Annotated in this window: 12 protein-coding genes; 9 read left to right on the top strand and 3 right to left on the bottom strand. The window is 73.2% G+C overall.

The window, feature by feature from the left end:
• Positions 1-261 precede the first annotated feature (261 nt).
• From JIG38_RS10030 to JIG38_RS10005, 6 genes are all read left to right on the top strand, one after another.
• Positions 262-2,136 (top strand): acetolactate synthase large subunit, encoded by a 1,875-nt coding sequence (locus tag JIG38_RS10030; RefSeq protein ID WP_199423651.1) that lies wholly within the window; start codon positions 262-264, stop codon positions 2,134-2,136.
• Positions 2,136-2,915: an aspartate/glutamate racemase family protein gene (locus JIG38_RS10025; protein WP_199423650.1), complete on the top strand. Its 780-nt coding sequence runs from the start codon at positions 2,136-2,138 to the stop codon at positions 2,913-2,915. Before JIG38_RS10030 ends, JIG38_RS10025 begins: the two co-directional genes overlap by 1 nt.
• The gene (gene ilvN, locus JIG38_RS10020; protein WP_199423649.1) at positions 2,912-3,436 is read left to right on the top strand and encodes an acetolactate synthase small subunit; all 525 of its coding nucleotides are present in this window, start codon (positions 2,912-2,914) and stop codon (positions 3,434-3,436) included. The genes JIG38_RS10025 and ilvN overlap by 4 nt, the downstream gene beginning before the upstream one ends.
• A gap of 48 nt (positions 3,437-3,484) precedes the next feature.
• A complete protein-coding gene (gene ilvC, locus JIG38_RS10015; protein WP_199423648.1) occupies positions 3,485-4,513 on the top strand; it encodes a ketol-acid reductoisomerase in 1,029 nt (342 codons plus the stop codon).
• 295 nt (positions 4,514-4,808) lie between these two features.
• Complete coding sequence (locus tag JIG38_RS10010) at positions 4,809-5,852, top strand: 3-isopropylmalate dehydrogenase (protein WP_199423647.1); 1,044 nt, start codon at positions 4,809-4,811, stop codon at positions 5,850-5,852.
• Between the two features lie 79 nt (positions 5,853-5,931).
• Positions 5,932-7,083, top strand: coding sequence for a branched-chain amino acid aminotransferase (locus JIG38_RS10005; protein WP_199423646.1), 1,152 nt, complete (start codon positions 5,932-5,934; stop codon positions 7,081-7,083).
• A 56-nt stretch (positions 7,084-7,139) separates the two neighbouring features.
• Here the strand turns inward: JIG38_RS10005 and JIG38_RS10000 are convergent, their stop codons facing one another.
• Positions 7,140-7,727, bottom strand: coding sequence for an ASCH domain-containing protein (locus tag JIG38_RS10000; protein WP_199423645.1), 588 nt, complete (start codon positions 7,725-7,727; stop codon positions 7,140-7,142).
• A gap of 300 nt (positions 7,728-8,027) precedes the next feature.
• On the opposite strand from JIG38_RS10000, the gene cimA reads away from it, so the two are divergent.
• A complete protein-coding gene (gene cimA / locus JIG38_RS09995; RefSeq protein WP_199423644.1) occupies positions 8,028-9,623 on the top strand; it encodes a citramalate synthase in 1,596 nt (531 codons plus the stop codon).
• A 30-nt stretch (positions 9,624-9,653) separates the two neighbouring features.
• Here the strand turns inward: cimA and JIG38_RS09990 are convergent, their stop codons facing one another.
• Both JIG38_RS09990 and JIG38_RS09985 read right to left on the bottom strand, forming a co-directional pair.
• Positions 9,654-10,577 (bottom strand): hypothetical protein, encoded by a 924-nt coding sequence (locus JIG38_RS09990; RefSeq protein WP_199423643.1) that lies wholly within the window; start codon positions 10,575-10,577, stop codon positions 9,654-9,656.
• 97 nt (positions 10,578-10,674) lie between these two features.
• Positions 10,675-11,727 (bottom strand): glutathione S-transferase family protein, encoded by a 1,053-nt coding sequence (locus JIG38_RS09985; RefSeq protein WP_199423642.1) that lies wholly within the window; start codon positions 11,725-11,727, stop codon positions 10,675-10,677.
• Positions 11,728-11,812: 85 nt separating this feature from the next.
• On the opposite strand from JIG38_RS09985, the gene lplAB reads away from it, so the two are divergent.
• Together lplAB and JIG38_RS09975 are read left to right on the top strand one after the other, a co-directional pair.
• Complete coding sequence (gene lplAB / locus JIG38_RS09980) at positions 11,813-12,862, top strand: lipoate-protein ligase LplAB (RefSeq protein ID WP_199423641.1); 1,050 nt, start codon at positions 11,813-11,815, stop codon at positions 12,860-12,862.
• Entirely contained in the window at positions 12,859-13,344 is a 486-nt protein-coding gene (locus JIG38_RS09975) for an NUDIX hydrolase (protein WP_199423640.1), read from the top strand. The genes lplAB and JIG38_RS09975 overlap by 4 nt, the downstream gene beginning before the upstream one ends.

The following is a 13,344-nucleotide window of genomic DNA, read 5'->3' as shown; positions in this document are numbered from 1 at the left end:
GCGTGTGTCCGAACATCGGACACGTGAACCACGATGTGGACACCCGGGTGCCCTGCGTGACATCGGTCCGGCGCAGGCGTAGGGTGCCGAGGGTGCAGACGCTCCTCGTAGTACTTCCCTCGGCGCCCGACGTCCGCTGAGCAGGTCGTCCGCGCGCCACCCCTCGTCGAGCCCTCCCGGGCCGAGGGGTTTTTTCATGTCCGCACCGGCAGCACGCACAGCACGCACCACCAGCACGACCCGTCACAGCAGGGAGACACGATGGTCCAGGGCACGAACCCGGCCGCGCCGTCCACGGACGCCGCCCGGCAGGCCCCCCGCCCGACGCCGCAGCCGCCGGCGCGGCCGACGGCCGACACGGCGCGGACGTCCGTCGTCGCGCAGGGTGAGCCCGTCACGGGCGCGGAGTCGATCGTCCGCTCGCTCGAGGCGGCCGGGACGGAGGTGGTCTTCGGCATCCCCGGCGGCGCGATCCTGCCCACCTACGACCCGCTCATGGACTCGACGGCCGTGCGGCACATCCTCGTGCGGCACGAGCAGGGCGCGGGCCACGCGGCGTCCGGCTACGCGTACACCAGCGGCAAGGTCGGCGTGTGCATGGCGACGTCCGGCCCGGGCGCGACCAACCTCGTCACCCCCATCGCGGACGCGAACATGGACTCCGTCCCGCTCGTGGCGATCACGGGCCAGGTCGGTGCCTCAATGATTGGCACCGACGCGTTCCAGGAGGCCGACATCGTCGGCATCACGCTCCCGGTCACCAAGCACAACTTCCTCGTCACGGATCCCGACGAGATCCCGCGCGTCATCGCGCAGGCGTTCCACATCGCGCAGACCGGCCGGCCCGGACCGGTGCTCGTGGACATCGCCAAGTCCGCCATGCAGGCGCGCACGACGTTCTCGTGGCCGCCCGCGATCGACCTTCCGGGCTACCACCCGGTCACCAAGCCGCACGCCAAGCAGATCCGCGAGGCGGCCCGCCTGCTCGCGACGGCGCGGCGCCCGGTGCTCTACGTCGGCGGCGGCGCGATCCGCTCGGGCGCGCACGCCGAGCTGCGCAAGCTCGTCGACGCCTCCGGCGCGCCCGCCGTGACGACCCTCATGGCGCGCGGCGCCCTGCCCGACTCGCACCCGCAGAACCTCGGCATGCCCGGCATGCACGGCACCGTGCCCGCCGTCGCCGCGCTCCAGAAGGCCGACCTCGTCGTCGCCCTGGGCGCGCGCTTCGACGACCGCGTGACCGGCAAGCTCTCGTCCTTCGCGCCGAACGCGACGATCGTGCACGCGGACATCGACCCCGCCGAGATCGGCAAGAACCGCCGCGTCGACGTGCCGATCGTGGGCGACCTCAAGGAGGTCATCGCGGACCTGCTGCCCGAGCTCGCGCGCGAGCACACGCAGCACGGCAAGCCCGACCTCGAGGGCTGGTGGAAGCAGATCGACGACTGGCGCGAGACGTTCCCCCTCGGCTTCACCGAGCCCGAGGACGGCCACCTCGCGCCGCAGCACGTCATCAAGCGGATCGGCGAGATCTCCGGACCCGAGGCCGTCTACGTCGCGGGCGTCGGTCAGCACCAGATGTGGGCCGCGCAGTTCATCCGCTACGAGCGCCCCAACGCGTGGCTCAACTCGGGCGGCCTCGGGACCATGGGCTACTCGGTGCCCGCCGCGATGGGCGCGAAGGTCGGCGACATGGCCCGCACGGTGTGGTCCATCGACGGCGACGGCTGCTTCCAGATGACCAACCAGGAGCTCGCGACCTGCGCGATCAACGAGATCCCGATCAAGGTCGCGGTCATCAACAACTCGTCGCTCGGCATGGTCCGCCAGTGGCAGACGCTGTTCTACGAGTCGCGCTACTCGAACACCGACCTGCACACGGGCCACGGCACGCGTCGCATCCCGGACTTCGTCAAGCTCGCCGACGCCTACGGCTGCGTCGGCCTGCGCTGCGAGACCCTCGCCGACGTCGACGCGACCATCCAGCGCGCGATGGAGATCGACGACCAGCCCGTGGTCGTGGACTTCACCGTCTCGCGCGACGCGATGGTGTGGCCGATGGTCGCGGCCGGCGTGAGCAACGACGAGATCCAGTACGCGCGGGGCATCAGCCCGGCGTGGGACCGGGAGGAGTGATGGCCGGGGACAGCGGGCCGGCGACGCCCGTCCAGCGCCGCATCGGCCTGCTCGGCGGCACCTCGTGGGAGTCGTCGGCGACGTACTACACGGCACTCAACCGCGGGGTCCGCGACCGCCTCGGCGGCATGCACTCGGCCGACCTCGTGCTCCGCTCGGTCGACTTCGCCGAGGTCGAGGCGCTCCAGGTCGCGGGCGACTGGGCCGCGCTCGGCCGGCGCTACGAGGCCGAGGCCGCCGCGCTCGCGGCCGCCGGTGCCGAGGTCGTGGGCATCCTCGCGAACACCATGCACCTCGTGCACGACGACGTCGTGCGCGGCGCGGGGGAGGGCGTGCAGGTCGTCCACGTCGTCGACGCCGTCGCCGGCGCCGCGGCGGCCCTGGGCGTCACGCGGCTCGGCCTCCTGGGCACGCGCTACACGATGCGCTCGCGCGAGCTGTACCCCGCGCGGCTCGGCGGCCAGGGCATCGACGTCGTCGTCCCCGGGCCGGACGACGCCGACGAGGTGCACCGCGTCATCTACGACGAGCTCGTGCGCGGGGAGGTGCGCGACGCGTCGCGCGAGGCCTACCTCGAGATCGTCGCGCGGCTCGTGGACGACGGCGCCCAGGCCGTCGTCCTCGGCTGCACCGAGCTGTCGCTGCTGCTCGACGCGACCGACCCCGCCGCGGCACCCGTGCCGCTGCTCGACAGCACGTCCCTGCACGTCGTCGCCCTGCTCGACGCGGCGCTCGCGCCCGTCAGCACGCCCGTCCTCGAAGAAGAAGGTGCAGCATGAGCCGGCACACCCTCTCGGTGCTCGTCGAGAACAAGCCGGGTGTCCTGACGCGCGTCGCGGGCCTCTTCGCCCGCCGCTCGTTCAACATCCACTCCCTCGCCGTGGGCCCGACGGAGCACCCCGAGATCTCGCGCATCACGGTGGTCGTCGACGTCGACGAGCTCCCGCTCGAGCAGGTGACGAAGCAGCTCAACAAGCTCATCAACGTCATCAAGATCGTCGAGCTCGAGGCCGACGCGTCCGTCCAGCGCGAGCTGCTGCTCGTCAAGGTGCGCGCCGAGGTCTCTGTGCGCTCGCACGTCCTCGAGGTCGTCCAGCTCTTCCGGGCGCACGTGGTCGACGTCGTGCCCGACGCCGTGACCATCGAGGCGACCGGCAGCCCCGGCAAGCTCGACGCGCTGCTCGCGGCCCTCGAGCCGTTCGGCATCCGCGAGATCGTCCAGTCCGGCACGGTCGCCATCGGCCGCGGCTCGCGCTCCATCACGGACCGAGCGCTGGAACGCGTCAGCCGCTCGGCCTGACGTCCCGCACACTTCTGCACGACACCCGCTATCCAAGGAGATCCCGACGTGGCTGAGCTGTTCTACGACGACGACGCCGACCTGTCCCTCATCGCCGCCAAGAAGGTCGCGGTCATCGGCTACGGCAGCCAGGGCCACGCGCACTCGCTGAACCTGCGCGACTCCGGGGTCGACGTGACCGTCGGCCTGCGCGAGGGCTCGCCGTCGCGCGCCAAGGCCGAGGAGCAGGGCCTCAAGGTCGCGACCGTCGCCGACGCCGTGCGCGCCGCCGACGTCGTCGTCATCCTCGCGCCCGACCAGGTCCAGCGGCACGTCTACCGCGACGAGATCGCCCCCAACCTCCAGGACGGCGCGGCGCTCGTCTTCGGGCACGGCTTCAACATCCGCTTCGGCTACATCAAGCCCGAGGCCGGCCACGACGTGTTCATGGTCGCGCCCAAGGGCCCGGGCCACCTCGTGCGCCGCGAGTACGAGGGCGGCCGCGGCGTCCCCGTCATCGTCGCCGTCGAGCAGGATGCCTCGGGCCAGGCCTGGGACCTCGCGAAGTCCTACGCCAAGGCCATCGGCGGCCTGCGCGCGGGCGGCATCAAGACGACCTTCACCGAGGAGACCGAGACGGACCTCTTCGGCGAGCAGGCGGTCCTCTGCGGCGGCGCGTCGCAGCTCGTCCAGTACGGGTTCGAGACCCTGACCGAGGCGGGCTACCAGCCCGAGGTCGCCTACTTCGAGGTGCTGCACGAGCTCAAACTCATCGTCGACCTCATGGTCGAGGGCGGCATCGCCAAGCAGCGCTGGTCGGTCTCCGACACCGCCGAGTACGGCGACTACGTCTCCGGGCCCCGGGTCATCTCGCCCGAGGTCAAGGAGAACATGAAGGCCGTCCTCGCGGACATCCAGAACGGTGCCTTCGCCGAGCGCTTCATCGCGGACCAGGACAAGGGCGGGCCCGAGTTCGCCGAGCTCCGTGCGAAGGGCGAGGCGCACCCGATCGAGGCGACCGGGCGCGAGCTCCGCAAGATGTTCTCCTGGATCAAGGACTCGGACTCCGACTACGTCGAGGGCTCCGCGGCTCGCTGATCGTCCCCGGGACCGCGGGCGCGCTCCGGCGCGTCCGCGGCCGCCTCGGGGCGAGCCACGACCCGCGACCGCGGAGCGCCGTGCCGGCCCGCGGAGCGGCGTGCCCGTCTGTGGAGCGGCGTGCCGGGAGTGTGGAGCGTCGTGCCAGGACACGCCGGTGTGTCGCGGCACGACGCTCCGCGCTCCCGCCCCGCGCGCGTGCGCGGCGGAGAGCGGGTCGCGCGCCGGCCGCCTCATGGATCACGTGATGAGACGAGCGTCCCGGTGGATGGGACGGAGAGATAGGTTCGCACGCATGGGACGCAACATCCGGCTCGCCGTCGTCGCGGGTGACGGCATCGGGGTCGAGGTCGTGGAGCAGGGGCTCCGGGTCCTCGACGCCGCTCTCGCGGGTCAGGACGTGGAGGTGTCCACGACCGAGCTCGACCTGGGCGCGCAGCGCTGGCACCGGACGGGGGAGACCCTGACCGACGCCGACCTCGCGACCGTGCGCGAGCACGACGCGATCCTCCTGGGCGCGATCGGCGACCCGGGCGTCCCGTCGGGCGTCCTCGAGCGCGGTCTGCTGCTGCGCCTGCGCTTCGAGCTCGACCACTACGTCAATTTGCGGCCGGCCCGCCTGTTCCCGGGCGTGCGCTCGCCGCTCGCCGACCCGGGCGACGTCGACTTCGTCGTCGTGCGCGAGGGCACCGAGGGGCCCTACGTCGGGAACGGCGGCGCGATCCGCGTCGGCACGCCCGCCGAGGTCGCGAACGAGGTCTCGGTCAACACGCGGTTCGGCGTCGAGCGCGTGGTCCGCGACGCGTTCGCGCGCGCCCAGGCCCGTCCCCGCAAGCACCTCACGCTCGTGCACAAGCACAACGTCCTCGTGCACGCCGGCCACCTGTGGCGCCGCACGGTCGAGGCCGTGAACGCGGAGTTCCCCGACGTCACGACGGACTACCTGCACGTGGACGCGGCCACGATCTTCATGACGACGAACCCGTCGCGCTTCGACGTGATCGTCACCGACAACCTCTTCGGCGACATCCTCACCGACCAGGCCGCCGCGATCACGGGCGGCATCGGCCTCGCCGCCTCGGGCAACATCAACCCGGACCGCACGACGCCGTCGATGTTCGAGCCCGTGCACGGCTCGGCGCCGGACATCGCGGGCCAGGGCAAGGCCGACCCGACGGCGACGGTGCTGAGCGTGAGCATGCTGCTCGCCCACCTGGGGCTCGACGACGCCGCCGCGCGCGTCGAGGCCGCCGTCGCCGCCGACCTCGCCGAGCGGGGCGACCGAGTACGGTCGACGGCCGAGGTCGGGTCGGACCTCGCGGCACGCGTCGCAGGCTGAGACCCCCGTCGGCCGTCACCACCGGTACCGTCAGACCGAGCCCGCGACGGCTCGGTCACCGCCTGGTGAAAGGATCGACATGAGCACCACCACGCCCACCTCCGCCACCGCTGCCGGGACCGACGGGGGGCCGGTGCGCGAGTCCGCCGCCCACGCCTTCGAGGTCCGGGCGAGCGACACCGCGCGCAGCGACGCCGAGCGCGCCGCGCTCATGGAGGCGCCCGTCTTCGGCACCGTGTTCACGGACCACATGGCCCGCGTCACGTGGACGGCCGACGGCGGCTGGCGCGACCACCGCGTCGAGAAGCACGCGCCGCTCCAGCTCAACCCCGCGGCCGCCGTCCTGCACTACGGCCAGGAGGTGTTCGAGGGCCTCAAGGCGTACCAGCACGCCGACGGCTCGGTCTGGACGTTCCGCCCCTGGGCCAACGCCGCCCGCATGGCGGCGTCCGCGCGGCGCCTCGCGCTGCCGGAGCTGCCCGAGGCCGACTTCCTCGGCTCCATCGAGGCGCTCGTCCGCACGGACGCGGCGTGGGTGCCCTCGGGCGCCGAGACGAGCCTGTACCTGCGCCCGTTCATGTTCGCGTCCGAGACGTTCCTCGGGGTGCGGCCCGCGCGCGAGGTCGAGTACGTCGTCATCGCGTCGCCCGTCGGCCCGTACTTCTCGAGCGGCGTGAAGCCCGTCGCGATCTGGGTCGTCCAGGACTACCACCGCGCCGGGCCGGGCGGCACGGGCTTCGCCAAGTGCGGCGGCAACTACGCGGCGAGCCTGCTGCCGCAGCAGGAGGCGTACGCGCACGGCTGCGAGCAGGTGTGCTTCCTGGACGCGGTCACGAACACCGAGCTCGAGGAGCTCGGCGGCATGAACGTGTTCGTCGTCGGGGCCGACGGGTCGGTGTCCACGCCGCCGCTCAACGGCTCCATCCTCGAGGGCGTCACGCGCTCCTCGGTGCTCACGCTCCTGGGCGAGGCGGGCCGCGAGGTGCACGAGCGCCCGATCCCGCTCGCCGAGGTCCGCGCCGGGCTCGAGGACGGCAGCGTGGCTGAGGTGTTCGCGTGCGGCACGGCAGCGGTGGTCACGCCGATCGGCCGCCTCGCGAGCGGGGACTTCGACCTCACGGTCGGCGACGGCGAGACCGGCGCCGTGACCGCGTGGGTGCGGGACCAGCTCACGGGCATCCAGTACGGGCGCGCCGAGGACCGCCACGGCTGGATGCACCGGCTGATCTGACGCCTCGCACGGCGGTCCCGCCCGGTCGGCTCTCGAGCCGGCCGGGCGGCGTCGTCTCAGGACGACGCCGGGCCGGCCAGGTACGCGCGGCCGCGCGGCGAGAGGCGGTACCCCACGGCCAGGCTCTCGGTGAGCCCGAGGTTCTTCAGCTTGCGGACGTCGACCTTGAACGGGAGTGTCTCGCGCCCGACGGAGGCCGCCAGGTCGGGCGCGCGCTCCGCGGGCCGCTCCGCGATCAGCGCGAGCGTCGCGCGCGTCCACGGCCCGTGCGACGACGCGCGGTCGAGGCGGTCGAGCCGCCGGTCGATCTCGGCGCGCGCGGCGTCGTCGAGGTCGTCGGACGCCGCGAGCACGGCGCGCGGGTCGGGCTCGTCGACGAGGTGGAACGCGACGCGGTGCAGCGGCTGGTCCGGGTCCCCACCCACCCGCGCGAGCAGCGCCTCCACCGACGCGCACCCCGCGCGCCGGGCGTCGTCGGGCGTGAGCTGCCCGGGCGGGACGACGTCGACCCGCTCGACCTCGAGGATGCCGTGGATCGTGCGGTAGCGGTGGCCCGCGACCGCCTGCGCGCGCCGCCACCGCCGGAAGGTCAGGGTGACGGTCCCGGCCCGGATCGCGTCGCCGTCACGTGCGTCGAAGAGCACGGGCCCACCCTAGGAGCCGACGGCGGACACGCGCTTCCTACGGTGCCGTAGGTATGGCATCATCGGCCCGTGACCTGCTTCACCCTCATTATCGAGTAGCGCGTTCGGCACACCGCCGAGCGCGCAGACCTCCCGTACCCCGGGGGGTCTTTTTGTTGGTCCGGGCACCACCCACGCCCCGGACCCGCGAGCCGCCCGCTCCCGGCCCACCCTCGCCGGGAGGGCGGCGCGTCGGTCACGGCACCACCGGCACCACCCGCACGCGCTGCACCGCAGCACCGCTCGACGAGAAGAGCCACCGTGGAGAAGTTCGACGTCTACGACACGACGCTGCGCGACGGTGCGCAGCAGGAGGGGATGAACCTCTCCGTCGCGGACAAGCTCGCGATCGCCCCCCTGCTCGACGAGCTCGGGGTGGGCTTCATCGAGGGCGGCTGGCCGGGCGCGATCCCCAAGGACACCGAGTTCTTCCGGCGCGCCGCCAAGGAGCTCGACCTCAGGAACGCCGAGCTCGCGGCCTTCGGCTCGACGCGCAAGGCCGGCACGCGCGCGTCCGACGACGTCCAGGTGCGGGCCCTGCTCGACTCCGAGGCCCCCGTGGTGACCCTGGTCGCCAAGCACGACATCCGCCACGTCGAGCGCGCCCTGCGCACGACGGGCGAGGAGAACCTCGCCATGATCGCGGACACCGTCGCGTTCCTCGTGGGGGAGGGCCGCCGCGTCGTCGTCGACGCCGAGCACTTCTTCGACGGCTTCCGGTACGACGCCGACTACGCGCTGGCCGCGGTGCGCGCCGGCTTCGAGGCGGGCGCCGAGTGCGTCTGCCTGTGCGACACCAACGGGGGCATGCTCCCGGACTGGGTCCACGAGATCGTCGGGCGGGTGCGGCGCGAGGTCGACGGCCGGCTCGGGATGCACGCCCACAACGACTCGGGCTGCGCGGTCGCCAACACGCTGGCCGCGGTCTCGGCGGGAGCGGCGCACGTCCAGGGCACCGTCAACGGCTACGGGGAGCGCACCGGCAACGCCGACCTGCTCACGGTGGTCGCGAACCTCCAGCTCAAGGAGGGACGCGCGCTCCTCGCCGGGGAGGGGCTGCGCGAGGTGACGCGCATCGCGCACGCGATCAGCGAGATCACCAACATCGCGCCGTTCGCGCGCCAGCCGTACGTGGGCGCGAGCGCCTTCGCGCACAAGGCCGGCCTCCACGCGAGCGCCATCAAGGTCGACCCCGACCTCTACCAGCACATCGAGCCCACCCTCATCGGCAACGACATGCGCATGCTCATCTCCGACATGGCCGGACGCGCGTCGATCGAGCTCAAGGGCCGGGAGCTCGGCTTCGACCTCGCCGGGCAGGGCGAGCTGCTCTCGCGCGTGACGAACCGCGTCAAGGACGCCGAGGCGCAGGGCTACACCTACGACGCGGCCGACGCGTCCTTCGAGCTGCTGCTGCGCGAGGAGCTCGACGGCGAGCGGACGCGGTTCTTCGACACCGAGAGCTGGCGCGTCATCGTCGAGACCGTCCCGGGCAACCCGAGCGAGGCGAACGCCGAGGCGACGGTGAAGATGCACGTCGGCGGCCGGCGGGTCCTCTCGACGGGCGAGGGCAACGGTCCGGTCAACGCGCTCGACCACGCGCTCCGCCAGGCGCTCGCGACCACGTACCCCGAGATGAGCCGGTTCGAGCTCATCGACTTCAAGGTGCGGATCATGGACACCCAGCACGGCACGGACGCCGTGACGCGCGTGCTCGTCGAGACCATGGACACGGGCGCCGAGACGACCTGGCGCACGGTCGGCGTCGGGCCGAACATGGTCGAGGCGTCGTGGGAGGCGCTCGTCGACTCGGTCGTCTTCGGGCTGCTGCAGGCGGGGGTCGAGAACCGGTCCTGAGGCTCCTCCCGGCCCCTCACCGGAGGGGTCTCAGCCCTGCGCGGGCGCCGCCTCGTCGCCGTGGCAGCCGGGGTCGTCGGGCAGGAGCACGCGGACCCACGCCTCGTAGGTGACGCCGTCCTGGACGAAGCGGTCACCCTGGCGAGCGGCCTCGAGGGCCGGGCGGAGCACCGCCGCCTCCTCGTCCTCGACGACGAGGCAGTCGGCGTCCGCGAGCGGCGCGGCCACCGGCCAGTCGACGACCGCGGGCACGACGTCGCCGCCCGGCTCGCCCTCGGCGATCGGGCGCGCCATGACGGCGAAGCGCTCGGGCACGTACGGGCCGGTCTCCTCGGCCCTGTCGAGGACCTCACCGAGGTCGGTGACGAAGCCCGCGAGCACCTCGCGCGCCGTGCGCTGGTCGTCGGTGAGGCCGTCGTTGCCGCCACCGGTGAGCGAGATCTCGAGGGCGTAGGCGTCGTGGACCCACGTCTGGTCCCCGACCTGCAGCGTGACCGTCGTGGAGCCGACGTCGGTGATGTTCGGGAAGCCGTAGTCCGGCGGCTCGGCGAACAGGCCCGCGTCGCGCGCGGCGACGACGACCGCGTCGAGCTCGTCGTCCGTGAGGCGGTGCGTCTGCAGGTTCGGCAGCAGGTGCCCGGGGTACTCGAGCGTCGTCGGCCCGGTGCGCACCGCGAGCCCGTCGGCGTAGACGGTGAGGTCCGCGACCGTCTGGAACGCCCAGCCGACCGGGACGAACCCGCCGCCGCGCGCGACGCGCACGAGCAGCCCGTCGCCCTCGAGGTCGACGTCGTCCATCCCGCCTCCCTGCTCCTCGCCGCCGGTCGGCTGACCGGCGCCGTCGTCCTCGGTGCCCCCACCCGACCCTGCCCCGAGGCTCGCGCAGCCGGCCAGCATCGCGGCGAGCGCGAGCGCCGTCGTCGTGCTGCGCCTCGTGCGCGTCCAGCCGTCCACGTGCCACCGCCCCTCTCGCGGGCGACGTGTGCCGCCTCACCCCTCCTGTGTCCCGGGCGGTGCGGTGCTTGCAGCCGCGGGACCGCAGGCGGGGCGCTCAGCGCAGCGGCGTGTGGGCCGGCTCGACGCGCTCGCCGTCGCGGACGGGGCCGGGCGGGGTGCCGTCGCCGAACGGGCGTCCGCCCAGCGCCTCGCGGCCGTGCGGCGTGACCCAGCCGGCGAGGTCCGGCCCCTGCGGGACGATGCCGGTCGGGTTGATGTCGCGGTGCACGACGTAGTAGTGCTGCTTGATCTGGGCGAAGTCGACGGTGTCGCCGAAGCCCGGCGTCTGGAACAGGTCGCGCGCGTAGGCCCACAGGGCCGGCATCTCGGTCAGCCTGTTCCGGTTCGCCTTGAAGTGGCCGTGGTAGACGGCGTCGAACCGGACGAGCGTCGTGAACAGGCGCACGTCCGCCTCGGTGATCGTGTCGCCGACGAGGTAGCGGCGGCCGGTCAGGCGCTCCTCGAGCCAGTCCATGGCCGTCCAGAGGCGCGCGTAGGCCTCGTCGTAGGCCTCCTGCGAGCCCGCGAAGCCGCAGCGGTACACGCCGTTGTTGACCTCGGTGAACACGCGCTGCGCGACGTCGTCGATCTCCGCGCGGAGCTCCTCGGGGTAGAGGTCGGGCGCCCCGGGCCGGTGGAACGCGGTCCACTGGGTCGACAGGTCGAGCGTGATCTGCGCGAAGTCGTTCGTCACGACGGCGCCGCTCGGCACGTCGACGATCGCGGGGACCGTGATCCCGCGCGGGTACTCCGGGTCGCGCGCGAAGAAGGCCTCCTGGAGCCGCTCGATGCCGAGGACGGGGTCGCGGCCGCCCGGGTCGAGGTCGAAGGTCCAGGACCGCTCGTCGTGGGTGGGGCCCGGCAGGCCGAGGGAGATCGCGTCCTCGAGGCCGAGCAGTCGCCGCACGACGATCGACCGGTTCGCCCACGGGCAGGCGCGCGCGGCCACGAGCCGGTAGCGGCCCGCCTCCACGGGCCAGCCGTCGCGCGCGTCGACCGTGATCCGGTCCGTGATGTACCGGGTGTCGCGCTCGTACTCCTTGCCGGGGACGGTGTACCGGCCGCCCTCGGCGTGCTCGGTCCGCTCGGCCCGCTCGAGCTCGGTCATCGACGCCTCCCGTTCGATTGCGCTTTCAACGATATTAGGCGCGCGACGGACCTCGTGCGCGGTGGGGGCGCCGTAGGGTGACGGGGTGCGCGGAGAGTACAAGGTCCCCGGCGGCAAGCTCGTCGCGGTCGACCTCGAGGTCACGGACGGACGGATCAGCCGGGCGGCGGTGAGCGGGGACTTCTTCCTCGAGCCGGACTCGGCGCTGGAGAGCATCGACGGCGCCCTGCTCGGGATGCCCGAGGACGCCGGCGTCGCGCAGCTCGCCCAGGTCGTGCACAGCGTGCTCGGCGAGGACGTCACCATGGTCGGCTTCGACGCGGAGGCGGTCGCGGTCGCGGTGCGCCGCGCGCTGGGCCACGCGTCGCGGTGGGAGGACCACGAGTTCGAGCTGGTGCACGAGGGCCCGGAGAGCCCCGCGATGCACATGGCGCTCGACCAGGTGCTCGCCGAGGAGGTGGGCGAGGGCCACCGCCCTCCGACGCTCCGCATCTGGGAGTGGGGCGCACCGGCCGTCGTCATCGGCTCGTTCCAGTCGCTGCGCAACGAGGTCGACCCCGAGGGCGCCGAGCGCCACGGCATCACGGTCGTGCGCCGCATCTCGGGCGGCGGGGCCATGTTCATCGAGCCCGGCAACACGATCACCTACTCGCTCACGGTCCCCGGCTCGCTCGTCGAGGGGCTGAGCTTCGAGCGCTCGTACGCGTTCCTCGACGACTGGGTCATCGGTGCCCTGCACGGGCTGGGCATCGACGCCACGTACGTGCCGCTCAACGACATCGCGTCGCCCGCGGGCAAGATCGCCGGCGCGGCGCAGAAGCGCATGGCGAACGGCGCCGTGCTGCACCACGTGACCATGGCGTACGACATCGACGCGTCGAAGATGCTCGAGGTGCTGCGCATCGGTCGCGAGAAGATGTCGGACAAGGGGACGAAGAGCGCGAACAAGCGCGTCGACCCGCTGCGCTCGCAGACGGGGATGGCGCGCGCCGACGTCATCGAGGCGTTCAAGGACCACTTCCGCAGCCGGTACGCCACCGTCGACGGCGCCGTGAGCGCGCCGGAGCGTGCGCGCGCCGAGGAGCTCGCGCGCACCAAGTTCTCGACGCAGGAGTGGACGGCGCGCGTCCCGTGACCGACGAGGCGGGCGCGGACCCCGGTGCGCCCGTCGAGCGCCGCACGCGCGTCGGCGGCTACGCCTTCTGCGTCAGCGACGGCGCGGTGCTGCTCTGCCGGATGAGCCCCGGCTACCGCGGAGGCCGGCGCTGGACCCTGCCGGGCGGCGGCGTCGACTTCGGCGAGAGCCCTGCGGACGCCGCACGCCGCGAGGTGCGCGAGGAGACCGGGCTCGAGGTCGCGCTGGGGCCGCTCCTGGGCGTGGACTCGCTGCACGTCCCGCACCTCGTGGCACCCGACGAGCCCGCGCCGCTCGACCTGCACGCCGTCCGCGTCGTCTACCGCGCGGAGGTCGTCGGCGGCACGCTGCGGGCCGAGGCGGCGGGCAGCACCGACCTCGCGGCATGGGTGCCGCTCGCCGAGCTCCGGGCCTCCGACCCCGCACGCCGCGTCCCGCGCGTCGAGCTCGTCGACGCGGCGCTGGGGTGGTCCGGGCTCTGA

Origin of the sequence: Actinotalea solisilvae, from assembly GCF_016464425.1 — a bacterium.
GTDB lineage: Bacteria > Actinomycetota > Actinomycetes > Actinomycetales > Cellulomonadaceae > Actinotalea > Actinotalea solisilvae.
Note: the sequence above shows the minus strand (reverse complement) of the source record. Positions and strands in the feature narration are given on the sequence as shown.